Source organism: Methanothermococcus thermolithotrophicus DSM 2095 (genome assembly GCF_000376965.1).
In the GTDB taxonomy this organism is placed as follows: domain Archaea; phylum AGJL01; class Methanococci; order Methanococcales; family Methanococcaceae; genus Methanothermococcus; species Methanothermococcus thermolithotrophicus.
Window position 1 is genome coordinate 1 of record NZ_AQXV01000045.1, and the last position, 25,933, is coordinate 25,933.

General features: G+C 32.9%; 21 protein-coding genes. 8 read left to right on the forward strand and 13 right to left on the reverse strand.

Going from position 1 to position 25,933, the window contains the following annotated elements; genetic code table 11:
* From F555_RS0104025 to F555_RS0104045, 5 genes are all read left to right on the forward strand, one after another.
* The coding region (locus tag F555_RS0104025; RefSeq protein ID WP_018153931.1) for an AAA family ATPase at positions 1–965 on the forward strand (965 nt) is incomplete at its 5' end.
* Positions 946–1,569: a hypothetical protein gene (locus tag F555_RS0104030; protein ID WP_018153932.1), complete on the forward strand. Its 624-nt coding sequence runs from the start codon at positions 946–948 to the stop codon at positions 1,567–1,569. The genes F555_RS0104025 and F555_RS0104030, both read left to right, overlap by 20 nt.
* Before the next feature lie 94 nt (positions 1,570–1,663).
* Entirely contained in the window at positions 1,664–2,164 is a 501-nt protein-coding gene (locus F555_RS0104035) for a hypothetical protein (RefSeq protein ID WP_018153933.1), read from the forward strand.
* Between the two features lie 333 nt (positions 2,165–2,497).
* Complete coding sequence (locus tag F555_RS0104040; RefSeq protein ID WP_018153934.1) at positions 2,498–4,630, forward strand: ATP-binding protein; 2,133 nt, start codon at positions 2,498–2,500, stop codon at positions 4,628–4,630.
* Between the two features lie 63 nt (positions 4,631–4,693).
* Positions 4,694–5,098 carry a hypothetical protein gene (locus F555_RS0104045; protein ID WP_018153935.1) on the forward strand — a complete coding sequence of 135 codons (405 nt, stop codon included), beginning with the start codon at positions 4,694–4,696 and terminating at the stop codon, positions 5,096–5,098.
* A 9-nt stretch (positions 5,099–5,107) separates the two neighbouring features.
* Here the strand turns inward: F555_RS0104045 and F555_RS0104050 are convergent, their stop codons facing one another.
* Positions 5,108–5,743, reverse strand: coding sequence for a hypothetical protein (locus tag F555_RS0104050; RefSeq protein ID WP_018153936.1), 636 nt, complete (start codon positions 5,741–5,743; stop codon positions 5,108–5,110).
* A 65-nt stretch (positions 5,744–5,808) separates the two neighbouring features.
* Complete coding sequence (locus F555_RS0104055) at positions 5,809–7,284, reverse strand: (R)-citramalate synthase (RefSeq protein WP_018153937.1); 1,476 nt, start codon at positions 7,282–7,284, stop codon at positions 5,809–5,811.
* Between the two features lie 512 nt (positions 7,285–7,796).
* On the opposite strand from F555_RS0104055, the gene F555_RS0104060 reads away from it, so the two are divergent.
* Complete coding sequence (locus F555_RS0104060) at positions 7,797–9,197, forward strand: aspartate kinase (protein ID WP_018153938.1); 1,401 nt, start codon at positions 7,797–7,799, stop codon at positions 9,195–9,197.
* A gap of 90 nt (positions 9,198–9,287) precedes the next feature.
* On the opposite strand, the gene F555_RS0104065 is transcribed toward F555_RS0104060, so the two are convergent.
* The 11 genes from F555_RS0104065 to F555_RS0104110 form a co-directional block, all read right to left on the reverse strand.
* Positions 9,288–10,520, reverse strand: coding sequence for a CBS domain-containing protein (locus F555_RS0104065; protein WP_018153939.1), 1,233 nt, complete (start codon positions 10,518–10,520; stop codon positions 9,288–9,290).
* A gap of 224 nt (positions 10,521–10,744) precedes the next feature.
* Complete coding sequence (gene purQ, locus F555_RS0104070) at positions 10,745–11,428, reverse strand: phosphoribosylformylglycinamidine synthase I (RefSeq protein ID WP_018153940.1); 684 nt, start codon at positions 11,426–11,428, stop codon at positions 10,745–10,747.
* 23 nt (positions 11,429–11,451) lie between these two features.
* Positions 11,452–11,751 carry a histone family protein gene (locus F555_RS0104075; RefSeq protein WP_018153941.1) on the reverse strand — a complete coding sequence of 100 codons (300 nt, stop codon included), beginning with the start codon at positions 11,749–11,751 and terminating at the stop codon, positions 11,452–11,454.
* Positions 11,752–11,992: 241 nt separating this feature from the next.
* Positions 11,993–13,054 (reverse strand): archaeosine biosynthesis radical SAM protein RaSEA, encoded by a 1,062-nt coding sequence (locus F555_RS0104080; RefSeq protein WP_018153942.1) that lies wholly within the window; start codon positions 13,052–13,054, stop codon positions 11,993–11,995.
* A 194-nt stretch (positions 13,055–13,248) separates the two neighbouring features.
* Positions 13,249–15,060, reverse strand: a complete 1,812-nt coding sequence (carB, locus tag F555_RS09040) for a carbamoyl-phosphate synthase large subunit (protein ID WP_157205735.1) — start codon at positions 15,058–15,060, stop codon at positions 13,249–13,251.
* A 313-nt stretch (positions 15,061–15,373) separates the two neighbouring features.
* A complete protein-coding gene (gene carB / locus F555_RS09045; RefSeq protein ID WP_018153944.1) occupies positions 15,374–16,813 on the reverse strand; it encodes a carbamoyl-phosphate synthase large subunit in 1,440 nt (479 codons plus the stop codon).
* Positions 16,814–17,216: 403 nt separating this feature from the next.
* Positions 17,217–18,953 carry an ASKHA domain-containing protein gene (locus F555_RS0104090; protein ID WP_018153945.1) on the reverse strand — a complete coding sequence of 579 codons (1,737 nt, stop codon included), beginning with the start codon at positions 18,951–18,953 and terminating at the stop codon, positions 17,217–17,219.
* Positions 18,946–19,890, reverse strand: coding sequence for a uroporphyrinogen decarboxylase family protein (locus F555_RS0104095; RefSeq protein ID WP_018153946.1), 945 nt, complete (start codon positions 19,888–19,890; stop codon positions 18,946–18,948). The genes F555_RS0104090 and F555_RS0104095 overlap by 8 nt, the downstream gene beginning before the upstream one ends.
* A complete protein-coding gene (locus tag F555_RS0104100; protein WP_018153947.1) occupies positions 19,883–20,686 on the reverse strand; it encodes a uroporphyrinogen decarboxylase family protein in 804 nt (267 codons plus the stop codon). The genes F555_RS0104095 and F555_RS0104100 overlap by 8 nt, the downstream gene beginning before the upstream one ends.
* 77 nt (positions 20,687–20,763) lie before the next feature.
* Positions 20,764–21,774: a uroporphyrinogen decarboxylase family protein gene (locus F555_RS0104105; protein WP_018153948.1), complete on the reverse strand. Its 1,011-nt coding sequence runs from the start codon at positions 21,772–21,774 to the stop codon at positions 20,764–20,766.
* Between the two features lie 11 nt (positions 21,775–21,785).
* Complete coding sequence (locus tag F555_RS0104110) at positions 21,786–22,442, reverse strand: corrinoid protein (RefSeq protein ID WP_018153949.1); 657 nt, start codon at positions 22,440–22,442, stop codon at positions 21,786–21,788.
* Positions 22,443–22,793: 351 nt separating this feature from the next.
* On the opposite strand from F555_RS0104110, the gene F555_RS0104115 reads away from it, so the two are divergent.
* Entirely contained in the window at positions 22,794–24,464 is a 1,671-nt protein-coding gene (locus F555_RS0104115; RefSeq protein WP_018153950.1) for a glutamate--tRNA ligase, read from the forward strand.
* A gap of 178 nt (positions 24,465–24,642) precedes the next feature.
* Complete coding sequence (pyrC, locus tag F555_RS0104120) at positions 24,643–25,905, forward strand: dihydroorotase (RefSeq protein WP_018153951.1); 1,263 nt, start codon at positions 24,643–24,645, stop codon at positions 25,903–25,905.
* The last annotated feature ends 28 nt before the right edge of the window (positions 25,906–25,933 follow it).

A 25,933-nucleotide genomic window follows, 5' to 3' on the forward strand; every position in this document is an offset into this window, starting at 1 on the left:
ATGGACAAGATATTATCGAAGATTTAGGGATGTGGAATATTGCAACGGCATTTATAAAATTGTTAGAAATACTATTTAAAAAACAATCTAAAAATTTAAATTTTTTGATTGAAAATATAGTTTTAAAAAAATTGACATTAGAGAGTAAAATTAGAGATAGTTTATTTATTCCAGCATCCAAGAGCGGGTTGGTTTTAGTAAATAAATATCTGGGAAAAGAGGCCATAAGTTCAACATTTGGTGAGGACAATAGAAAGTCAGAGCCATTACCAAAACCAATAGTGGAGTTTATAACTTCACTACCTGCATTTTCAGATAATTATAGTGAAAAAGTAAATGAGAAATATATTGATATTGTGGAATTTCTTCAAAATAATATTCTAAATGGAAAACTAACTTATGATAAAACTTTAAACAACATATCTTACCAACCAAATAATAAAAATATGTCCTTACCACTGCAATATTCATCATCACTGGTTGTTGAAAGTTCCCCATTGATATTATACTTGGCATATTCAAATTATATTGATGAAGGCACCCTTTTAATCGTTGAAGAGCCAGAGGCACATTTGCATCCCGATGCACAAAGGATTTTTGCACGGGCAATAACTAAATTAATCAACAAAGGCATTTATGTTTTGTTAATAACACACAGTCCATATATCCTACAACAAATAAATAATAATATGAAATTACATTATTTGGAAAAAACAGATAAAGAAAAGTTAAATGCATTTTTAAATAGACATGATTATAAAGAAGATGAAATATTAAGTCCTGAAAAAGTTGCACCATATTTATTTGTAGATAAAGGAGATGGTGCTATAATAAAAGAATTGGAAATTATAGATGATGAGGGAATTTCTTATGAAGCATTTTATCATACATTGCTTGATTTACACAATGAAACAGAAGAGTTAAGAGATTTAATTGAGGGGGATGATGGAAACTTTGAAGAATGAAATAGAGAAAATATTTAAAAAGGATTTAATATATAAACCAGAAAGAGTAGATAGCGAAGTAAAGGATAACTACACAATTGTTAAAGTTAAAGAAAATGACCCTAAGGCAGATTTTAAAGAATTAAAAATTAAATTTTCAAGAGAAATTAGAATTTTACCTATTATAATTGATAAAGACAAATACCACAATGTTTTTAATATTAAAGGGAATAAAAAATGCGAATGTGCAATTTTAGTAAAGGAAAATGATAACTATTATTTAACTCTTGTAGAAATGAAATCTACACTTAGAAATCTTAGAGTAAGTAATCTTAAAAAAATTAAAGAAAAATTTAAATGTTCTCTTTATGTATCGTTGATTATCTTAAAACTTTTTGATATAAATCCAAAAAAATTTTATGGTTTAATCCCACATCCTAAAAAAGAAACAATATCTCCAACAACCTTTGATATTGCAAATAAACATGACAGTGACGAAAGAGAATTTTTAAAAGAATGGCAAAGTTCAAAATTAGAATTTGAATGGGTATATGGTAACAAAATAACACTACATAAAAAAGAATTTAATAACGACTTTATAACTTGGAATGAAATAAACATATAATGGAAATGTGAAACAATGAAAATCCTAATTGATAATAAAGGAAAGGAAAGAGCAAAACACATCATGCATGAAAAACATGATTAAACGTGAGAAAATGGATGTTTATGAGGTTTTATTTGAAAAATGCCTGGAATATGAAGTTTTATTGAATGAAAAGAAAATTCCACTTTGGAAATTAAAAAAGGAAGATCTTGACAATGTTGATTTTGATTTGCCCTGGGAACATATACAGGATTTGGCTATTTACCTATACGAATTGAAAAGAGAACAGCAAAAGTCTAAGGAACTTTTAAAGTGCGATATTGATGAAATACTGGTGGGGATGGCTTTTTTGAAGTCTAAAAAATCAGGTTCTTTGATAAGTGATGAACTAACTGGAATAAAAACCTGTTTAAATTATTTAAGTGAGCTCATAACTGCAAGGATAAACTGTATAGCGAGATACCATTACTTAATGAAGAATCCTGGCAACAGAAATATTTTTGATGACGTTATTCTGAAATTTCCACAAAAAAAGGATGTAAAGGTTAAAAATACTGAAGATTTGGAGAAAATAGTATTTAAACTTAAAAATCTTGATTTTAACTATGATTAATAATATGTCATTATTTCCTTGTAGTTTCGCTACAGTGGATGGAGCTCGCCCTATTTCATCCGGTGATTGAATGAAAACCTAGGGTTTTCATAGCTCACCTTCGCTTCTCGACGAAACCTTCGGTTTCGTGAGTCTCGACAAAAACCAAAGGGTTTTTGTGAGTCAACAAATTTCTTTGAAATTTGTCTCTACAGTAAATCCTTCGGATTTACTTCGACACTCAGGTGATTGAACAAAAATCATTTGTGATTTTTGTAGCTCACCTCATTTCATTCGGTGATTGGACAAATCCCTACGGAATTTGTAGCTCACCTCATTTCATTCGGTGATATCATGGATTTTGATGAAGAAGTTTTTCTAAATCTCTATGAAGATAAATTAAAACAGTACATTAAGGAGTATCTTTCTTCAAACACCATTAAAAACAATATATTCGAATTTGATGTGGAATGTTTTTTAAATAGATTTCCTGAAGCCTGTGAATTAAACGATCTGATAATTGAAAATCCAAAAAATGTTGAAGAATCCATATTTTACATTTTAAAGGAAGTTTATTTGGAACTATTTGGTGATGACGATAGAACAAAAAGGGAGTTGGAAAAAGTACAGATAGCCTTTAAAAATCCACTTGGCTGTGAAAAGAAAATTGAAGATATTAACTCATCAGATATTAATAGGCTTACCAAGTTTGAAGGAACCATAATAAAAGCTGCAAAAGTATGTGCTTTGTTAAAAAAAGCCTGTTTTGTATGTAGAAATTGTGGTGAAATAAGGTATAAAACAATTCATAACTATTTTGAAGATCCAAGGATGTTCTGCAAAAATGAAAACTGTAAAAGTGAGATGAGCCTTGATTTGGACAATTCATCATACATAAACATTCAAGAGCTGGAAATTCAACAACCAATAGATCTAATGAAGAACCCTGATGATCCCCCTAGAAGTATAAGGGTTTTTCTTGAAAACTCGGAAGGAATATACTCGGGAAGGGTTGATGTTGTAGGAACTGTAATGAAAAAACGTACCAAGCCAAATATGCCTGTTTTTGAGATATATGTGAAGAGTAACTACATAAAACTAAGTGAAAGTTTCCAGAAGATAGAGGTTAGGGACATAATAAACAGACCTGATTTAATCGATACCCTAAATGAGCTCGGTAAAAAAAAGAACATAGTTGATATTCTTTCTCAATATCTAATACCTCAAATTAAAGGTTATGATTTGGTTAAAAGGGCAATATTTTTACAGCAGATAAAGGGATGTACTAAATTCCTCCCTGATGGAACCCAGCTTAGAAAAGATAGCCATATACTTTTGATTACAGATCCAGGAATTGGGAAATCTACAATGCTTAGGAGGATAACAAGATTATTCCCACAAAACGCCTACGCATCTGTAACCACTGCAACTGGTGGGGGTTTAACTGCAAACGTTGTTAGGGAAAGTACTGAGATAGGAGATGGCTGGGTTGTTAAGCCAGGTGTTTTTGTTAGGGCCAATGAGGGAACTGCCTGTATTGATGAATTAACCGTGGACAAAAACGTTATGAAATATATTTTAGAAGCTATGGAAAGCCAGACGATTCACGTGAATAAAGGAGGTATAAATGTAAAATTACCTGCAAAATGTGCGGTGCTTGCAGCTTGTAACCCTAAACGTGGAAGGTTTGATTTAAACATGGGTGTAGTTGAACAGATAGGCATCCCTTCACCGCTTTTGAGTAGATTCGATTTGATATTCCCATTGAAAGACATGCCAAATAGAAAAAGGGATGAGGAAATCGCAGAACATATTTTAAACACCCACATTGAAACAGCAGTTAAAGACTATAAGATAATGGGAGCTATCGATATTGATGGTATTACTGTTGATGAGAACCTTATAAAGAACTATATAATTTATGCTCGAACCTGTGCTTATTTCGAAGAAAATCATAATTTATTTACTGGTACAGAAGTGGATGAAACCAAGCTGAAAAATCCTTATTTAACAGATAAGGCCAAGAAGATAATAAAGGACTACTACATAAATATGAGGAAGTTAGGGGAGGGAAACAATCCAATTCCAGTAACTGCAAGACAGTTAGAAGCTGCCATAAGACTTTCAGAAATGCATGCAAAAGCGAGACTTGCAAAGAAAGTGGAGGAGAAGGATGCCAAAGCGGCATTAAATATTATAGAAGAATGTTTAAAGGAAATTGCATACGACCCAGAAACAGGAAAGTTCGATATAGACAAAGGAATGGGGCAAATGCCAAAATCAAAAGTAGATAAAATGGATAAAATCCTGGACATAATACGTGAGCTCTCTGCTTTAAGTGATAACAAACTGGCTCATGAAGATGACATAATAGAAAAGGCGTCTGAATACAACATATCTGAAAAAGATGTTGAAGATATTCTTGGAAAATTAAAGAGGAATGCTGAAATATTTTCCCCAAAATATGGATACTACAGGGTTTCATAGTGGCGAAGCTAACAGAATACGACTATATATTATTTAATCTTAGAAATTTTAGGAGTTGGTAGTATGGAAATTATATCAAAAATAAACGAAGAATTCGATAAACTAATTGCACAAAAAGAAAGCAACATAATCACTATGTTGGAAGATTTAGAAGATGAATTTGAAAAAAAGTATGGGGATATGAGTTCACAGACTTCTGAACAAATGGAGGAAATACAGGATTTAGAGGATGCACTATGGGATTTTACTGATGAAGTATTTGCACTGGTAAAACATGGAAATGTTCCATCTGAAGCATTTGAAGAATTAAAAGAGATATTCAATGAGTACGTGGCAAAGGCGTTTACCGAAGAAATATTCAATGCAGAAGGTCTAACCTTCGAATTGAGAGCGTTTGCTAAAAAATACGGAAAATATAAACCAACAGGATTAGCACTTGAAAAAGAGATAAAGGATGTAAAATTTTAAGTGATACATTCAAATAGAATCATTTACCAATTCAGTTAAGTCCACCAACACTGATAATTTATTTTTTGCCTCTAAAAATGATGTTTCATTCAGTAAATCAAGTATTTGACTGGTGTAACAGTATGTTCCGCCATTTTCTAAAATTTTTCTAGTTACAAGTAAATTTGACGCATCAAATGGTGTAACGAGCATAAATGGAATTTCATCCTGTCCGATGTATTCTTTTAAAAGTTCCCTTTTGTGAGGTATTTTATCTCGAAGGTCACGTACTCTTTCCTTTGAGATACATGTTTCTATAAAACCAATATCTCCTTTTTCATTTGCTATAATTATATCGTATTCTGCCAAACATATCATATCCTTCCAAATAACAAAATCTCCTGTGGGGTTATAATGTAATCCATTCTCAGGTCTGTCTGTTTTATCCCATGTAAAGAGCATATCGCGCCCTTTTCTGGCAACTTTCAAACCATTAGTTTTTTTAGCAATATTGACAATAGCTTCGTATATTATATATTCGTACCAACGCCCTTTTGTATGTAATAACCAAGGTTCGTCTCGAATATGATTGGCTGAATTGGTTAGTATATCTTTTGAAAACTTAAAAGATTCTAATTCTCCTTTAAGAATGTTCATTATATTCATAGAAACACTTTTTGAAAAATTTAAAAAATAAAATAGTAGTTCTTTTTTAAAATAATATATTATGATTACATAAGCAAGTTGATTCCTTCCATTAAAGCTTCAACAGATGCTATTATTATGTCCCCATGTGCTTTTTTAACTTCCACAGTTTCACTACCTCTTCTTAAGTTGACGGTAACTTCGATTAAGGCATCTGTACCTCCACTAATGGCTTTAACGTTGTAATCTTCAAGTTCTATATCTGCTACGCCACTTAAAGCTTTTCTAACTGCATTAATTGCAGCATCAACTGGTCCAACACCATAGGAAGATTCTAAAATACCTTCTTTTTTACATTCATCTGCAAACTTCAATTTAATTGATGCCAGTGGCGTTACCTTGTTTCCAGATATTACTGTAAGTTCATCCAACAATACTTTTTTCTCTATTTCTACGCCTATTACTTCGTTTATGATGGTTTTTAAGTCCACATCTGAGATGTATTTACCCAAGTCCCCAAAGTTCTTAATTCTCTCATAAACTTCCTCAAACTGTTCATCAGTTAATTCAATGTTCATCAACTCAAGTTTGTATTTTAATGCAGCTTTTCCACTGTGTTTTCCAAGTATAATTCTTCTTTTATTACCTACGAGCTCAGGTGGTATAGGTTCGTAGGTCTGAGTATTTTTAATAAGTCCATCTACGTGAATTCCTGCCTCATGGGCAAATGCATTGTCTCCAACTATTGCCTTATTTTGAGGCACTGGGAGGTTCATATATTTGGATACCATTCTTGAAGTTTTGTACAGCTTTTCGGTTTTTACATTTGTTTTGATGTTGTAAAGTGTATGAAGTGCCATTACAACTTCTTCTAAAGATGCATTTCCGGCCCTTTCTCCAGTTCCATTCATGGCTACGTGGCACTGTTCTGCACCGCCCCTAACTGCTGAAACTGTGTTTGCAGTGGCCATTCCAAAGTCATTGTGACAGTGGACAGATATTGGAATATCTATGTTTTCCTTAAGTGTTTTAAATAACTCCATGGATTTTTCTGGTGTTAAGATACCGACGGTATCGCATACACATGCACGATCGGCTTTTAATTCGCTTCCTTTTTTAAAGAGCTCAATTAAAAAATCTAAATCACTTCTTGTAGCATCTTCAGCAGAGAGCTCTACAATTAGACCATGATCTTTTGCATATTCAATTGCTTTCAATGCGGCATTTAGTGTTTCTTCAGGAGTTTTCCTTAATTTATATTTCATATGGATATCTGAGGTAGGGACTACTAAATGAATACTATCCACATCACACTCTAATGCAGAATCTATATCAACTGTTAAAGCCCTTACAAAGGAGCATATTTCTGCATTTAAATTCTGCTGAGTTATTAACTTTATTGCTTCCCTTTCTCCTTTTGATGTTATGGCACTTCCTGCTTCTATAACATCCACTCCCAATTCATCTAGTTTTATGGCTAGCTCTAACTTCTGACTTGGAGTTAAAGACACCCCTGGAGTTTGTTCTCCGTCTCTCAATGTAGTATCAAATATTCTCACCATAAAAATCACTTCAACAGATTATATTATTGATGACCAATTTTTGTTTTTTATAAATCATACACATATAAATTTATTAATTCATTATTTTTTGATGAGTAATATAATACTATTTACTCGTATATATTCATCGCATATGCTAAACTAATAATTTAAGTATAATTATTTAATAATTAAATTAAATAACAATAAATGTTAAAACATATTTTTATATACTGATTTGTAAATGAATATAATCATAAACTTTTTATATTTATGTGATTAACTTTAATAGAATTTAAATGTTTCATGGAACTAGAATATAGTTCATCCTACCTTATAGTCGTTTGATGAAATCGAAATACTGCATAACTGTCAACGGCATGTCTATTCTATAATAATTATTGCAAACCATATAATGGTTAATATCAATAAAATTTTAAAATCGTAATACAACATTATTGTTGGAATTTACGGATGAACTATAATTTGCCAGATAACATTTATAAAATGTGTTATTTAAAAGGTGGTGTTGTTTGGTTACAGTAATGAAATTCGGTGGAACCTCTGTAGGAAGTGGAGAAAGAATAAAAAATGTTGCCAAAATTGTTGTTGATAAATCAAAAGAAGATGATGTGGTAGTTGTAACCTCTGCAATGACTCAAGTTACCAACTCACTTGTTGGCATATCAAAACAGGCTTTAGATGTAAGGGACATTGCCAAAATAAATAATTTCATATCAGATTTGAAAGAAAAACACGAAATAGCAATAAATGAAGCAATAGACGATGAAGGAATAAGAGAAGAAGTATGTAATGTAATAACAAGCTCATTAAACGAACTTGAAAAGGTCTTGATCGGTGTGGCATACCTTGGGGAGCTCACACCAAAATCAAAGGATTACATACTTTCATTTGGTGAAAGATTGTCTGCCCCTATTCTAAGTGGGGCAATTAGGTCTTTGGGAAAGAAATCCCTGTTTTTAACCGGTGGTGAAGCAGGTATAATTACAGATGATAACTTTGGATGTGCAAGACCTTTAAAATTAGAAGTTAAAGAAAAAATAAACCCGCTCTTAAAAGAAGGCTATATTCCAGTTGTAACTGGATTTATAGGCGGAACAAAAGATGGAAGTATAACCACATTTGGTAGAGGAGGTAGTGATTACTCTGCCGCATTAGTTGGTTCTGGATTGGATGCCGATATGGTAGAAATATGGACCGATGTTAGTGGTATCTTAACTGCAGACCCAAGAATGGTTCAAAATGCCAGAAGAGTTCCAAAAATGTCCTATGTTGAAGCTATGGAGCTCGCATACTTTGGTGCAAAGGTACTTCATCCAAGGACAATTGAGCCAGTAATGGTGAAAAACATTCCATTGAAGATTAAAAACACATTTAAACCTGAAGATGAAGGTACATTGATAACAAACGACCAGGAATTAAGTAACCAGATCATAAAGGCAATAACTACAATAAAAGATGTTGCTTTGATTAACATTTGCGGTGCTGGAATGGTTGGAGTAAGTGGCACTGCAGCAAGAATATTTAGTGCACTTGGAAGAGCTCAGGCAAATGTTATTCTTATAACTCAAGGTTCGTCTGAAACAAACATTTCAATCGTAGTTCATGACAGTGAGTCTGAAGTTGAAAAATGCGTTAAAGAGCTTGAAAAAGAGTTTAGCACCCGCCATCTTATAAAAGAGATATCTGTTGACAATGACGTATGTGTGGTTTCAGTTGTAGGGGCAGGTATGAGAGGTTCCAAAGGCATTGCAGGTAGGCTGTTTAGTGCAGTAGCTGAAAGCGGTGCAAATATAAAAATGATAGCTCAAGGTTCATCTGAAGTAAATATATCATTCGTAATTGGAGAAAAAGAGCTCGAACCTTGTTTAAAAACACTGCATAAAATATTCATTGAAGATGCTGAAAATTAATTAAATTAACAAAATAATTTATTTTCTATTTTTCATCTGTTTTAATAAAATAAAAAAATAAAATAGTTATATTAAATTTAGAGTATGGAATTAATCTTTAGTTATTAATTCTTCAGGAACAAGTTCTTCTTTTATTCCTTTTCTACCCTTTGGATGGCTTCTTTCTTTATCTTCTTCTATTTGTTTTTCTACAGATATTAGAGCATCTTTCAATGCTTCTATGAAATCCCATCTTTGTTTTTCAACTACGAGCTGTAGGTCTTCTCCTTCTGAGATTATTCTTTTTGTTGAAGATAGTTTTGGTCTTCCTTCCCCTACATATAACTTTCTTGGTGTTTTTACATATACTTTAATTGTATAGTATGGAACTCCACCTTTGTCATGTTCCTTTTTCATGACAATTTTAATCCAGTGTAGTCTTTTTGAGTAGGTCACTATCTTTTTAACTTCTGTTGCTATGATTCTTTCTGCCAATTCTTTTAGTTCAACATCAAATTCACCTTGGAGCTCTACTTCAATAGTTGATACTTCTTTTAACTCTTTGATGTATTTCATTATGTCCAATCTTGTTACTATGCCCCTCAAAGTATCTTTTTTAACTATTGGAACTCCCCTAATATCGTGTTTTTCCATTAATTCTGCAACATCTGCAATTGAAGCACTTATGTCTGCAGTTATTAATGGAGAATTCATTATAGTTGATACTGGTTGTGCCATTCGCGGCACTTTTTCCCCTGCAAATTCGCCAACGGTCATTTTTCTTTTAGGCTTAAAGACTTTTCCAATTATATCATCTTCAGTTACAATACCAACAGGTTTTCCATCTTCATCGAGTACTACAAGCCTTCCAATGTTATACTTTTTCATTAAACTTCTCGCTTTACCTATGCTTTCATCTTTATCTATTGTTATGGGGCTTCTTGTCATTATCTTACTAACTTTTACGTCTTTTAGTAACTCTGAAGTTGCTGCTCTTTTCATTATGTCGTAGTCAGTTACTATCCCTACCAAATTTCCTTCTTCATCCACAATTGGTGCAGCTCTTTGCCCACTGTCTATCATCTGACATACGGCCTCCATTGTGGGAACGTCTTGTTTTATACAGTGGGGTTTGAACATTAACTCTGCAACTTTTTCGTTTAATGAAGTTGCAAGTAGAAGATCGTGTATTGTTACTAAATATATTTCCTTATTTTCGTCTACGATCACCAAATTGTGGAATTTGTTACTTTCCATTACCCCTATAGCTTTGGATATTGGAGTCTCAGGAGTTATTGTAACTACTTCCTTTGTTGCTATGTCTATTACTGGTTCTTTCAACATCTTTCTCCCCCTAACTGTTATACAATATATACTCTGTGATTACTATTTTATATTATTTCCGATATGATTCCTTAATTGGGACTAGGGGGTAAAAACAAAATAGAAAATAGAAAGAAAAAAATTAAAAATTAAATTGACAAAACATCTAGTATGATTTATTCAAAATAGAAAAAAAGAAATAGAAAATAACATTAAAATAATTAACTACATATTGCAACTTTGTTTTATTTGTAGTTCAGCATTCCTTTAAACATTCTTAAGCCATCATCAGATCCAAGTTCTTTTTCACTGGCCCTTTCTGGATGGGGCATTAATAAAACACAGTTGCCTTTTTCATTGCAAACCCCAGCTATGTTGTCTACTGAACCATTTGGGTTGCTGTCTTCTGTGATTTCTCCATTTTCATCACAGTATTTAAATACAATCATGTTATTTTTGTACATTGTTTGTAGTGTGTCTTCGTCTGTGTAAAATCTACCTTCAGCATGGGCAATAGGTATTTTTAATACTTCTCCTTTTTCATAGTATTTTGTAAAAGGAGTTTTGTTGTTTTCTACCCTTATATACACCCATTTACATATAAACTTTGAATTTAAATTGTTTGTTAAAGTACCGTAAGAGAATCCTGCTTCTAAACCAATCTGAGCTCCGTTACAGATTCCTAAAACTGGTTTCCCTTCATCAACCATCTTTTTTAATCCCATTATTACTGGAGTTTTTGAGCTAATAGCACCAGCTCTTAGGTAATCACCGTAAGAGAATCCGCCGGGAATCACTGCACCATCAAATCCATCTAAATCGGTTTCAGTAAACCATACTAATTCTGGTTTTCCACCCGCCAATTCAACTGCATGACACACGTCTTTATCACAGTTGGTACCAAGAAACTTTGTAATTGCAACCTTCATGACTACACCTTCATGTAGAGAATTTAAACTCTTTTTAGTTCAGATGCCAATACCTTTAAGAATTCTTTTGTTAGTATATGTACTTTTTCAGTTCTATCAGCAAGTTCAACGATTTTCACTCTTAGTCTTTCTTCATCACATCGTTCAATGTCTCTTGCCTTAATGGTCTTTCTCTTATCATTTCTAGCATTTTCTTCAGCTAATTTTGTTGTGGTTACGATTATCTCCTGTAAAATCCCTACCAACATTTCTACAGATTCAGCTGAAATGTTCATATCTGTGTTTTCTTTCATTAATCTTTTAACAGTTCCTTTTGGTATCATTATATGCCTCCATTAAAGTCTTCAAATACATATGTATTATAGTTATTTAAATCTTTTTTAAGTCTTAAGAAAACTAAGTATAGTTGGTGTGCAATTTTAATTAAGCATATTACATACATCTAAAATTAAAAAACTATCAAATATTGTTTAATTTAAACAAATAAAAACATTAGAATAAATTTTATTTATTATTTTATATTTATGTAATGCACATCACCTAAACTAAAATTAAATTTTGGTATTACATGTTCCCGAGTGGGACGATATTATTTTCTTCAAACTCTATAAACTCTTCCCAGTGTTTTTTACACTCACAGTTTATATTTAGTATTTCAAGATTTTGTGTAAGTGTGAATTCAGTTAACGCATCCTTTATTTTATAATTGCATTTACAATCAAGAGTGTTGTGAGCTCCTCTTTTTGTTGGAATTCCTGATGTATCACACATTATAAGTTTATCAGGATTTTGGCCTTTAACTTCTTTTAAGATTTCCAAAATACTCCATAAGAAGGGTGGTCTGTACTGATCCTTTTTCCACAGTGTTTCTACCAAAGTTCCTTTGTGGATGGTTGATGGACAGTAGGATATTCTACTACATCCTAACTCAATACATTGGTTTGCAGAGTTTATAGAATCGATTATTGCCTCTTTTTCAGTTATGAAAGGCGGTTTTATTAAAAGATAGGCTTTAATTCCAACGCTGTACTTTTTTGCAGTTTCTATTGCTTTAACTATTTCTTCTCTTGAAACTCCTTTATGGATTGATACATTTCTTATTTTTTCGTTTAGCGATTCTATACCTACTCCGATTTCAACGTTACAGCTGAGATACTTCCTAATTGTTTCTAAATTTTCATCGGTTATATACTCGGGCCTAGATTCCATGGCAACTTCTTTTACACCGAGCTCGCCAATTTTTTTAAGTATATATTCCCTAGCTTCCTTTGGAACTTCAAAGTCATCTAAGAAACTACCTGAAGTGAATAATTTAACTGAAAACCCTTCTGGATTTTTATCTATCTGTTCTTTGAATTTGCCCAATGCACTGTTAAATTGATTTATTAAATTCTCAACACTGATTTCTATCGGGGAGCTGTCCATTAAATAACTACACATTGTACAGCCCCCACTTTCATAAGCCCATCTGCATCCGACAGTTCTTAAAATTATTGTTAAGCTCTTTCCGAGTGTTTTATCCAAAAATATATCATCCTGAACCCATGTGGCTATTGGTCTGTCTGGATTCGGTTTTTTTCTTCTTTTTAAATGTCTTTCTCGCATACTCTTTAAAAATACTTTCATTTTTTTCTCCTCAGGTAAATTTAGTGGATAACTCCGTCAAATAAAAACCATCATACATAATACACAATAAATATTTAAAAAAATAAATAAATTAACCTTCGAGCAGAGCTACGAAGATTTGTAGTTTTGGTAAAACAAGAATCTTAAAACTAAGGTTTTAAATCCTGCCTATTTCATTCACTACGAACTAAATATTATCTAACTTCCATTTCATTTAGTGAATAAACACCTAATTCTCCGGTTTTAATGGATTCCATAGCTTTAATTGCTGCATTAGCACCTTGTAATGTGGTTATGTATGGTATATTAAGTTCAACTGCAGCTCTTCTTATGTAGTATCCATCTGATTTTGCCCTATCTCCTGAAGATGTATTTATTATTAAATTTATTTCTCCCTTCTGCATCAATTCTAAAATGCTATCCTTCATACCTTCAGATATTTTTTTAACAACCTTTGCATCTATACCATTATTTCTTATGATTTCTGCAGTACCTTTCGTAGCAACAATTTCAAATCCTAACTCAGAGAATTTTTTAGCTATCTTAGGTATGTGCTTTTTATCCCTATCTCTTACACTTATAAATACTGTGCCAGATGATGGGAGCTCCATGTTTGCAGATAACTGGGCTTTGTAGTATGCCTTACCAAAATCTACATCTATACCTATGGCTTCACCTGTTGACTTCATTTCAGGGCTTAATACTGGATCTACACCAGTTAATTTCTGGAATGGGAATACTGCTTCTTTAACACTCACATATTTTGGCTTTGCTAAACCTACATAGCCTAATTCTTTGAGCTTGTGCCCCATTATAACCTTTGTAGCAATTTTCGCAAGTGGTATTCCTATAGACTTACTTACATACGGAACAGTTCTTGAAGCTCTTGGGTTTGCCTCGATAATGTAAACTTTTCCATCTTTTATGGCGTACTGTATGTTTATTAAACCAACTACTTTAATTTCTTTAGCTAATTTTGTTGTATATTCTACGATTTTATCTATTATCTCCTTAGATAGGGTCTGAGATGGAATAACACAGGCACTGTCTCCACTGTGAACTCCTGCTTCTTCTATGTGTTCCATAATGGCTCCGATGAATACATCTTCACCATCGCATACTGCATCAACATCCACTTCAATTGCATCTTCAAGGAACTTGTCAATTAAAATCGGATGTTCGGAAGATACCCTTACCGCTTCCCTCATATAGTCTTTTAATTCATCGAGGTTGTAGACAATTTCCATGGCCCTTCCACCGAGAACATAGGAAGGTCTAACTAAAACAGGATAGCCTATTTTTTCTACGATTTTTATGGCTTCTTCTTCGCTAAATGCTGTAGCTCCTTCAGCCTGTGGAATATCGAGTTTTTTCAATACTCTTGAGAACTGCTCCCTATTTTCTGCTAAATCGATTGAATGTGGTGAGGTTCCAAGTATATTTACCCCTGCATTGTGTAACTTCATAGCAAGGTTTATTGAAGTTTGACCACCGAATTGAACAATTACACCAAGTAAATCCCCGTTTTTAGATTCGATATCTATTATGTTCATAATTTCTTCAAATACCAGCGGTTCAAAGTATAATTTATCGGATGTATCGTAGTCAGTACTTACAGTTTCAGGGTTGTTGTTTACAATAATCGCTTCAATACCCATTTCCTTTAGGGCAAAAATTGCATGAACTGTTGAATAGTCAAATTCTACTCCCTGTCCAATTCTTATAGGTCCAGAACCGATTATTATAACTTTTTTTCTGTCTGAAGGTACACTTTCATTCTGTTCATCGTAAAATAGTCTTTCATAACAGGAATAGTAATAAGGAGTCTTAGCTTCAAATTCTGCTGCACAAGTATCTACTATCTTATAAACTGGTACGATGTTAAGTTTTTTTCTGAGCTCCCTAATTTCATCTTCAGTTTTTCCCAGCAAATTGGCTAATTGAACATCTGAAAATCCAAGCATTTTGGCCTTCAAAATTACTTCCTTTAATTTTTCATTGGCTATCATAATTTCCCTCAAATATTGTATTTAACTCAGATAATAGGAGATTAAAATATTATTTTAAATTAGTCTGATAGTATAGTCGTTCTGCAATTAAACAAATTCCTTCGGAATTTGTAGCTCTTCGCTTCGCTCCGATTAAGTGATTGTTATATTGAATAGAGACTTTGCATCCCCAAATATGTCTCTTCACTTCGTGAAGAGGCATCTGGTTTGGGGATTACCGAACGAAGTGAGGTAAGCTACAAAAATCACGAAGTGATTTTTGTTCAATCCAACACCTTTTATAAAGGGGTTGGAAATAAAGGGTTTGGAATTAGATCAATCTAGAAAGTACTTCAAGCTCTTTTTTGGTATCAACAATGTTCTTTATCTTTTTAATAAAGAACTCATCTATTTTAGTGTATTGACAAATTTCCTCAACTGGCCATCCTTTATCAAGTGCATCCGCTATAACAAAGAGTCTTTCATCAGTAGGGTTATTTAATATATCCATTATTTCTTCGTTGGTGTAGTCTTTGTCCTTTCCATCTCCAATCAATCCAAATTTACCTACGTCTAAACTTCTAACTGCTTTTTGGAGAGCTTCTTCCAACGTTCTACCAATTGCCATAACTTCTCCAGTGGATTTCATTGAAGTTCCAAGATGTTTGTCCACTGTTTTAAACTTGTCAAATGGCCATCTTGGTATCTTAACTACAACGTAGTCCAGTGTAGGTTCAAAGCTTGCAGGAGTTTCTTTTGTAACATCGTTTCTAATTTCGTCAAGGGTCATACCAATGGCAATCTTAGCTGCAATCTTAGCAATTGGATATCCTGTGGCTTTACTTGCAAGTGCAGAGCTCCTTGAAACCCTTGGGTTTACTTCAATAACTCTGTATTCGGTCATTTCCTTGTTTACTGCAAATTGAACGTTACAGCCACCTTCTATCTTTAAATGTCTTATAATTTTCAAGGCCGCATTCCTTAACTTTTGGTGGAATTCATCACTTAGTGTTTGGGATGGGGCAACGACAATACTCTCCCCTGTGTGTACTCCCATAGGGTCTATGTTTTCCATATTACATACAACTATACAGTTGTCCTTTGAATCCCTCATAATTTCGTATTCAAACTCTTTCCATCCTAATACGCTTTCATCAATTAATACCTGATTAATAATCGAATATTTAAGACCTTTTTCTGTTATATCAATTAGTTCTTCTTCATTATGTGCTACTCCACCACCTGTTCCACCAAGTGTGAATGCAGGTCTTACTATAACTGGATATCCTAGTTCTTCCACAGCTTTAAGAGCTTCTTCAATTGAATTAACAGCATAAGATTTTGTTACTGGCTGGTCTATCTCTTCCATAGCTTTGTTGAATAATTCCCTATCTTCACATGTTTCAATTACGTCTTCCTTTGATCCCAATAATTCAATACCATACTTTTCCAAAGTTCCTCTTCTATAGAGCTCCATTGCAAGGTTTAAACCTGTCTGACCTCCCATTGTAGGTAGTATTGCATCAGGTCTTTCCTTTTCAATTATCTTTTCCACTATCTTTGGATGGAGTGGCTCGAGATATACCTTATCTGCAATGTTTGTATCTGTTTGAATAGTTGCAGGGTTTGAGTTAACTAAAATAGTGTATATTCCTTCTTCTTTTAATGATTTACAAGCCTGAGATCCTGAAAAATCAAATTCTGCAGCCTGGCCAATTACAATTGGACCAGAACCCAAAATCATGACTTTTTTAATATCTTCTCTTTTCAAAATTCCACCTATGTCCATACTTTTATCTTAGTGTTGTAATTCTTAAAAGTATATAAAATTGAAATAATCATGAGTAAAAAGTAGATTGAAGTTGAGTGTTACGTTTGATATAGTGATATACTGTTATACTTTATATTAATTCCTTTATCCCAACATGAGTATAACAGAGGTTATTTTTAAATGTGTGCCTTGCATGTATATGTCCCTACAATATACATGTAGGGAAATTAAAAACGAGGTTATAACTACCATTCTATTGTATTGACATATATTTATACATCACCCATATATGAATTAAACTGATAGTTGACGATAATAATCATGGAGCTCTGAATAACATATCAATAAAAAATACCAATAATACATTATAAAAATTAAAAATAAAAGGGTAAAAATGTGATGGTCAAAATCCAAGAGCCAATATAAACTCACTTTCAAAATTATCGTGACTACTTAATTCGATATATTTCGTATTTTTTACCAATTCATTAGCTTCATTTCTAATTTTTTTAGATAATAGGGCCATTATAGTCCCCCTTCCAGCAGCATTATCAATATGTATTATATTATCCAAATCCGGTAAAAGACCTATGGTTTTTGCATTTTCAACATCGATATGGCATCCAAATGCTCCAGTAACATATACTTTAGAGATATCTTCTATATCAATCCCATATTCATAACAGAGAATTTTTATTCCTGCATATATTGCTCCTTTTGCAAGTTGTACTTCCCTAATATCTCCCTGTGTGAAGTAAATAGGATCTTCAATGATAAATTTATTTTCCTTTAAGTTTTCATGTTCTCCAGTAAATCTACCGGTTTTATCAATTAATCCAGATTTTAAAAATTCAGCTACAATATCTATTATTCCAGACCCGCATATTCCAATTGGAGGCGTTTTATTTCCTATGGTTTCATAGTATACGTTATTTTCATCTATTTTTACTTTACATACGGCCCCTTCTCTCGCATTTGTTCCATACTCTATGCTAACTCCCTCAAATGCAGGACCTGCTGCACATGAACAGGTTAATAACTTTTCTTTATTCCCTAAAACAATTTCCCCATTTGTGCCGATATCTATAAGGAGACTTATATCATCTTTTTTATGCATTTCAGATGATAAAATCGCTCCAACCGTGTCTGCCCCAACATAACCTCCTATTATCGGAAGTGTGTAAATGTATGCGTTTCTTAAGTTTAGCCCCAACTCTTTTGCAGGAAGATATAGTGAGTTTTTAAATGTTGGAACATAAGGATAAGTTGCGAGATTTTTTGGAACTATCCTGTAAAAAAAGTGTATCATGGCGGTATTTCCTACAACACTAACTTCATAGATGTTATCCATTTTTATATTATTTTTTGAGCATAATTTTGATATGGAGTTGTTTAATTCAGTTATAAGTGTTTTTTGTAGTAGAGCTCCGTCGTTGTATGCTATTCTTGAAACAACATCTGCCCCAAATTGTCTCTGGGGGTTTAAAAAAGAGATGGTATCTAAAACAATGCCTCCACACATATCAACAAGATATACAACAACAGATGTTGTCCCAATATCAATTGAAAGTCCGTAAATTCCAGAAAAATCTTTTTCTACATTAACGACCTTATCATCCTTTAATACTAACGTTACTTCATCAGATAAATCCATGGAATTAAGCTTATTTATCGCATCCAATGTTAAGTTATAGGTAGATGATTCTAATACTGTTGTAGTAATTTTATTTATGTCAATATCCGGGTTTATTGAAGACCTCGAATGAAATCCATTAGTATTTTGGAGCTCATCTTCACTTCGTTCGGTGATTGAACAAACTCTTCGAGTTTGTAGCTCATCTTCACTTCGTTCGATGATATCCTTACAAACTACACCTTGGAAATTTGGAACTTTAATTGATACATCCCCATAAACTTTTGCCACACATGCCAGTGCATATCTATCTTCCACAATACTATCCTTATCGATATTTTCTAAACCTTTCTCCACTAAAACTTTACATTTGCTACATTTCCCAGTCCCACATGGGGCATCAATATACACTCCAGCTTTTATTGCCCCTTCGAGTATTGTGGTTCCTTCTTTAACTTTAATTGATTTTTCAGTTCCATCCTCTTTTACGTAAGTAATGTTATACATCATAACACCTTCCATAATGCACTAACGCCTCTAAGTTTTCCTTTGGAGCTCCCACAGGTAAGCTACATCCTGTGGATAATATGAAATCCCCACTCTTAGCTTCCATGCATTTCTTTACTTCCTCTTTTACTTTATCTACTTTTGAATAATACATCATTGAAGGATCAATATTTCCAAAAACAATTAAGTCGTTAAATACCTCAAAGGCTTTTGAAATGTCTAAATTATCATCAAAGCTTATGATTTTTGTATCTGTTTTCTTAACATCCTCTAATATTGGGTTAATGTCCCCACACATGTGTAAGATGGGAAAATCACATGCCTTCATTACTTTTTTTATCGGTTTAAAAGCAAATTTTCCATAAAATTCTGGACTAATAAGGGATGAAGATGCCACAGCATCAACAACAAAAGGGTATGCAATCTCATTTATGTCCTCTATAACAATTTTAGATATCTCAGTAGTTTTTTTAATCAAATCCTTAGCAAATTTTTCATTTTTTATTAAGTCTATCATAAATCTGTCAATGCCTCTCAAAATTGCTGCAAGAGTAAATGGGGCACTTACGCTTACAAATACGGTATTATTTTTTGAGTTGCAGTATTCAATTGCCTTTCTGTATTCAGGAATTCTTCCGCCACCTAAATCAATCGTTAAACTATCCACATCAAAATCTTCATTTACTTTCCCATACCTCTCAGATATACAGCTCCAATTGTACAACCCCATGGCTTCCACTTCAACATATATATCTGAGGAAAGATGAATAATATCATAGCCAAAATGTTCCTTTGCCTTACAAAGTGCTTTGCCAAAAATTTCCCCATTTCTACAAAAATAGTGCTTCTTACCGCATCCATAAAGTTTTGCAATATAACACCCACCCATTGGTGCTATCAAAGTTCCCTTTTTAACTTCCTCTTCAATATCAATCATAATCCACCCTCGAGTTAATCAATTTTATAATGTTTTTTTCGGGAGTATTGGGAAGCAACTCACAGCCTGTCGCTATTATGTGTTGTTTTCCCTTATCTTTTATGATATAATTTATTTGGGAGTCTATGCAGTCATTCAACATATCCTTAGGTTTTATATTCCCCATCAACACACAATCAAGAGCTCCTACAACATCCAAACTATCCTCAAAACTCAAAACATCTATATCCAATTTTTTCAACTGGTCAATAATTGGGGTTAATTCGCCACATATATGTAAAAATACCGGAGCCCCATAAGATTTTATAAATTTGAATATTCTTTTTAGATAGGGTATCCCAAATTCTTCATACATCTTTGGTCCAATGAATGGGGCAGTAGGGTCCCCTAAAAATGGAATTCCTTCATTTTCTATAATTATTCCAATATTTTCTTTGAGATTTTCCATATAATTGTCCATTTTTGAATGAATTTCTTCTTTTTTTAAATAAAGATTTATCATGAAGTTATCATCAATTGCAGATAGGTATGATATTGGACAGTCCAAAGCAACAGTTATATAGGTATCTTTTATTTTCCTCCCCAGTATCTTTAAAGTTTCAATTTCTAAACTTACATTTTCATGTATTAACGTGATTAAATCTGGTTTATATTTCTCATATAAATTTAAATGAAAATTAGACAGTTCTTTGTCTTTGTTCAATGAAAGATTTAAAAAATATGGGCTTATTATGGGGACGGAGGGAATATTGGCCCCTCCATCAAGAACACTATCAATTCTTTCTTTTGGCGTCATAAAAACACCCAATCCATCTTAAAAAAATATGGTTAATATATTGGTGTTGTTAAATAATGTCTTTATTCATCGGATTTTTACTGGATTTTTCCATAAGCTTCTGATGCTTCAACTATTGCTTTTACGTTTTCTTTCTTAGATTCTAATGGTATTTCACAACCTGATGCAAGAATAAACCCTTTTGGATTATCTGATGCGTATTCTATTGCCTTTTTACATTCATTAACAACATCTTCTTTACTTCCAAGGTATATGGTGCTTCCAGGATCTATATTTCCAATTATGCCTACTTTTTTACCTACTTTCTCTTTCATTTCTTTTAAATTGACGTTGGCATCAACACTTAAAAAATCCGCCCCGGTTTCAGCCATAAGCTCATGTATTGGGTTTGAGTCCCCACAAATATGCAATACTGCAGGTAATCCACGTTTGTGTATTTCATCTACAATCTCTTTGCATGGATTTAATGCAAACTCCTCATAAAATTTCGGGCTTATTAATGAACCAGATGCTATTGGATCACAAATTAAAGGTATCGCTCCCCTATCCATGCATGCATTTATAAATAATTTTGAGGTTTCTGTTGCCAGTTTTATTTCCTCTTTAACAACATCTGGATTCATTACCAAATCCATCATCATACTTTCTGCTCCGTGAACATTTCCCGTTATTGTAAATGGTCCTGGGACACACATTCCAATAAATACTTCATTTCCAATTTTTTCCACAAGATGCTCAATACATTTTAAAAATTCAGGCATTCTTCCGTCTTTTTCAGGATCTGGAATGGATATTTCATCAGGGGATATATGTTTTTTGACTACAGGGACATCGTCATCAAAAAACTCCAATTCACACCCCATAGCCTCAGCTTCTATACTCAAATCCGTTAATATTGTTACCAAATCTGGTTTAATCATATTGTATGTATATTCTATGGATTTAGCCAATTTAGTTCCATCTCTTGCAATTTCACTTACTGTATGTCCTGCCATTCTTCCAGCAAAGTTTCCAATAAGTGGGACTGCAGGTACTCTATCAATACCACTTCCAGTAATCGCCCCTAAAAGTCTTTCTTTTGGAGTCATTTTTTCACCTATTATTGTTCATTATTTCGTTTTTTATAGAGCTCTTTGGCAACTTTTAACGCTTCGTTAGCGTTTTCAGTATATGCATCTGCACCTATTTCTTTTGCAAAAGCAGAAGATACCGGACCTCCACCTATCATTACTATAAATTTATCCCTAGCACCTTTTTCTTCCAGAATATCAATAACTTTCTTCATATTGTACATCGTGGTTGTCATCATTGTGGACATCATGATTATATCTGCGTTATTTTCTATGGCATAATCTACGAATTTTTCACACGGTACATTTCTACCCAAATCATGAACTTCAAAACCCCCCGCTTCTGTCATCATTGCCACAATATTCTTTCCTATTTCATGAATATCTCCTTGAATTACCCCTATTACAATCTTAGCAGGAATATTGTCTTCATCTACTTTTACATGTGGTTTCAAGACATCTAGGGCTTTATTCATGGCATTTGAGGCCATTAATACCTCTGGAACGAAGTACTCTTTTTTTTCATATTTATCCCCCACCAACTTCATACCTTCACACAATCCATCCATTATAGCCACCTGTGCAGGAATTTCGGCTTTTAATGCATCATTTGCGGCATTTAAGGCCCCATTTTCATCTAAATTTACAACAGATTCTGCAAGTTTATTTAAAATTTCGGTACTCATCCTACCACCATATTAGATTTTTTAATGAGATGTATAGTTATGTTTTTGGTTATTTGTAATTTTATTTTTTAAATAATTTTCTTTTTATGTATTCTAATAAAAATATATGGATTAGAAAATCTAATATCAAAATATGGTAACTCATATTGCAGAATAAATCTATTGTAATCAACATATTCTGTGAAAATAGACAATACCTATTTCAATAAAAACTATGAAATAGGTGATAAATATAAACAAGAATAAACTTTTTGTCTAATTACGATAATCTCCAAAATGTAAAAGTGGAGTGTGTAAAAACGCATTTACATGATAGTGGTATTTTATCATCAAGTTACATAGGGTGAAACATTGAGAGACGTAGTTATGAAATATCTTCTTCAAAATTCAGTGAAGTATAATGGAAAACCAAATCCTAAAGCAGTTGTTGGAAAAATACTTGCTGAAAATCCAGATTATAGAAAAAATGCAAAAGAATTATTTAAACTAGCTGGGGAAATAGCCAAGGAAGTGGAAAGTATCCCATTAGACCAGCAAATTAAAAAATTAGAAGAAATCGCTCCAGAACTACTACATGAAGAAAAGACCGAAAGAAAAAAGAGGGAACTTGAATTGAAAAACGTTAAAGGTAAAGTTGTAATGAGGTTTGCTCCAAATCCTTCTGGACCTTTGCATTTAGGGCATGCAAGAGCTGCGGTATTAAACGATTATTTCTCAAAAAAATACGATGGAAAATTAGTTCTAAGGCTCGAAGATACGGACCCAAAAAGAGTACTTCCAGAAGCCTATGACATGATAAAAGAAGATTTAGAATGGCTTGGAGTTAAAATAGATGAAGTTGTTGTTCAATCTGAAAGAATGGAAATTTACTATGAATATGGTAGGAAGTTAATTGAAATGGGACATGCTTATGTTTGTGAGTGTGATCCTGAGGAATTTAGAGAATTGAGAAGTAAGGGAATAGCATGCAACTGTAGAGATAGGGCGGTGGAAGAAAATTTAGAGCTCTGGGAAAAAATGTTAAATAGAGAACTTGAAAATGTTGCAGTTAGGTTAAAAACTGACATACAGCACAAAAACCCGTCTATAAGGGATTTCCCAATATTTAGAATTGAAAGAACGCCACATCCAAAAACTGGGGACAAATACTGTGTTTATCCATTAATGAACCTATCTGTATCTGTAGATGATCATTTACTTGGAATGACTCATGTTTTAAGGGGAAAAGATCACATAGTAAATACAGAAAAGCAGAAGTACATTTTTGATTACTTTGGATGGGAAATGCCCGAATATATCCACTACGGTATTTTAAAGATTGAAGGGCCGGTTTTAAGCACTTCAAAAATGCATGCAGGTATTGAAGAAGGAACCTATAAAGGATGGGATGATCCAAGATTAGGAACTCTAAGGGCCTTAAAGAGAAGGGGAATAAAATCAGAAGCAATATATAAACTAATGACCGAAATAGGAATAAAACAGGCAGATGTTAGATTCTCATGGGAAAATCTCTATGCGGCAAATAAGGATATAATAGATAAAGATACAAGGAGATTCTTCTTTGTCTGGAATCCAAAAAAGGTTATTATAGAAGGTGCTGAAAAAACTGTTTTAAATTTAAGAATGCATCCAGATAGATCAGAGTTTGGAGAAAGGGAGTTAATATTTGACGGAAATATTTATGTCTCAGATGATTTGGAGCTCGGAAAAATGTATAGATTGATGGAATTGTTTAATATCGTTGTTGAAAAGATAGAGGACAATACAATTTATGCAAAATACCACAGCGATGATTTTAAAATTGCAAGACAGAACAAGGCAAAAATCATCCACTGGATTCCTGTAAAAGATGCAGTAAACGTTAAAGTCATAGATACAGATGCAAATGAGCACGTTGGATTTGCAGAAAAGGACTTTAAAGTGGTAGATGTTGACGATATTGTCCAATTTGAAAGATTTGGATTTGTAAGAGTGGATGAAAAGAAAGGCGATGAAGTAGTTTGCTACTTTGCCCATAAGTAAAGTTATATTAAAAACAATATGTGTCAATAACTTTTTCTTTTTTAATTTTGTTTAACTAAATAAAATAAATAGAATATATATTATTTTAAAATTATTTTTATTAACTCATTTTGGTGAAAACTTATAAATAAAGATTTTTATGTATTTTCTATAACCGATAAAGAAAGGGCGTGGAAAAATGCTTCTAAAAAACTGTAATATAATAAAAAATGGCAATACAATCGAAGCAGATATTTTAATTGAAGATGGGATTATTAAGAAAATCGGAAAAAATATTGATTATGATGATGAAAAAATCGACTTAAAAAACAAAATAGTTATCGGAGGGGTTATCGATCCCCATGTTCATTTTAGATATGGGCAGGATGAGAAGGAAGACTTCATTTCAGGAAGTGAGGCTGCAATAAACGGAGGAGTTCCTTTTGTTATCGACATGCCAAATAACAATCCTCCAATAACCACAAAGGAAACATTTTATAAAAAATACAACGAAGGGAAGGAAAAGAGCAAAATAAATATCGAATTTAACTATGGGGTAACTGAAAGTAACTATTTGGAAACCATAAAAGAGGCAAAATCCTATAAAATTTTCATGGTTAAATCTGTTGGGGATCTGTTTATAAACGATTATAATAAACTAAAAGACATTTTGAACCAGAATAAAACGTTTACAATTCATGCAGAGCATAGGGACGTAATAAACGAAAATTCAAAAAAATACGAGTTAAATAGCTGGATCAATCACTGTAAAATAAGGGATAAAAGAAGTGAAGTTGAGGCAGTAAAAGAGGTTTTAAAGAATTTGGAAGTAATTGATAAGTTAAACGATAAAAAGCCACATATTCATTTTTGTCACATATCCACAAAAGAGGGACTAAATTTGATCACTGAAGCAAGAAATAGATTTAAGAATGTTAAAATCACGGTTGAAGCCACACCGCACCATATATATTTAAATATAGATAGGGCCGAAGAGCTAAAAGGAATGGGAAAATTCAATCCGCCATTAAGGACAAAGGAAGATAATAAAGCCCTAATATCTGGAATAGTTAATAAAAACGTTGATATCATAGCAACAGACCATGCTCCACATACTTATGAAGAAAAAAACAGGGAAGAAGTAAAAAACTGCCCATCTGGAATTCCAGGAATTGAAACCCTTGTTCCTTTAACATTAAATTTGGTAAATAAGGGATTAATATCGATTTTTGATGCTGCGGAGGTTTTATCAGAAAATCCTGCAAAAATTTTTAATATCGACAATGAAATTAGGGAAGGAAACTATGCAAATTTAACAGTTATTGATTTGAAAAAAGAAATGACTATAAAAGGGGAAGATTTCAAATCAAAGGCAAAATTCACACCATTTGAAAACTGGAAAGTTAAAGGAGCTCCGGTTTGTACTGTGGTTAATGGTGTTGTTTATAAGGGATATGAATAATTTGAATGATATACTATTATATACAATG

What these genes read in the sequence shown, in the direction of transcription:
- F555_RS0104030 (WP_018153932.1), top strand. Translation starts at nt 946, where the DNA reads ATGGAAACTTTGAAGAATGAAATAGAGAAAATATTTAAAAAGGATTTA.
- F555_RS0104035 (WP_018153933.1), top strand. Translation starts at nt 1,664, where the DNA reads ATGGATGTTTATGAGGTTTTATTTGAAAAATGCCTGGAATATGAAGTT.
- F555_RS0104040 (WP_018153934.1), top strand. Translation starts at nt 2,498, where the DNA reads ATGGATTTTGATGAAGAAGTTTTTCTAAATCTCTATGAAGATAAATTA.
- F555_RS0104045 (WP_018153935.1), top strand. Translation starts at nt 4,694, where the DNA reads ATGGAAATTATATCAAAAATAAACGAAGAATTCGATAAACTAATTGCA.
- F555_RS0104050 (WP_018153936.1), bottom strand. Translation starts at nt 5,743, where the DNA reads ATGAATATAATGAACATTCTTAAAGGAGAATTAGAATCTTTTAAGTTT.
- F555_RS0104055 (WP_018153937.1), bottom strand. Translation starts at nt 7,284, where the DNA reads ATGGTGAGAATATTTGATACTACATTGAGAGACGGAGAACAAACTCCA.
- F555_RS0104065 (WP_018153939.1), bottom strand. Translation starts at nt 10,520, where the DNA reads ATGTTGAAAGAACCAGTAATAGACATAGCAACAAAGGAAGTAGTTACA.
- purQ (WP_018153940.1), bottom strand. Translation starts at nt 11,428, where the DNA reads ATGAAGGTTGCAATTACAAAGTTTCTTGGTACCAACTGTGATAAAGAC.
- F555_RS0104075 (WP_018153941.1), bottom strand. Translation starts at nt 11,751, where the DNA reads ATGATACCAAAAGGAACTGTTAAAAGATTAATGAAAGAAAACACAGAT.
- F555_RS0104080 (WP_018153942.1), bottom strand. Translation starts at nt 13,054, where the DNA reads ATGAAAGTATTTTTAAAGAGTATGCGAGAAAGACATTTAAAAAGAAGA.
- F555_RS0104090 (WP_018153945.1), bottom strand. Translation starts at nt 18,953, where the DNA reads ATGTATAACATTACTTACGTAAAAGAGGATGGAACTGAAAAATCAATT.
- F555_RS0104095 (WP_018153946.1), bottom strand. Translation starts at nt 19,890, where the DNA reads ATGATTGATATTGAAGAGGAAGTTAAAAAGGGAACTTTGATAGCACCA.
- F555_RS0104100 (WP_018153947.1), bottom strand. Translation starts at nt 20,686, where the DNA reads ATGACGCCAAAAGAAAGAATTGATAGTGTTCTTGATGGAGGGGCCAAT.
- F555_RS0104105 (WP_018153948.1), bottom strand. Translation starts at nt 21,774, where the DNA reads ATGACTCCAAAAGAAAGACTTTTAGGGGCGATTACTGGAAGTGGTATT.
- F555_RS0104110 (WP_018153949.1), bottom strand. Translation starts at nt 22,442, where the DNA reads ATGAGTACCGAAATTTTAAATAAACTTGCAGAATCTGTTGTAAATTTA.
- pyrC (WP_018153951.1), top strand. Translation starts at nt 24,643, where the DNA reads ATGCTTCTAAAAAACTGTAATATAATAAAAAATGGCAATACAATCGAA.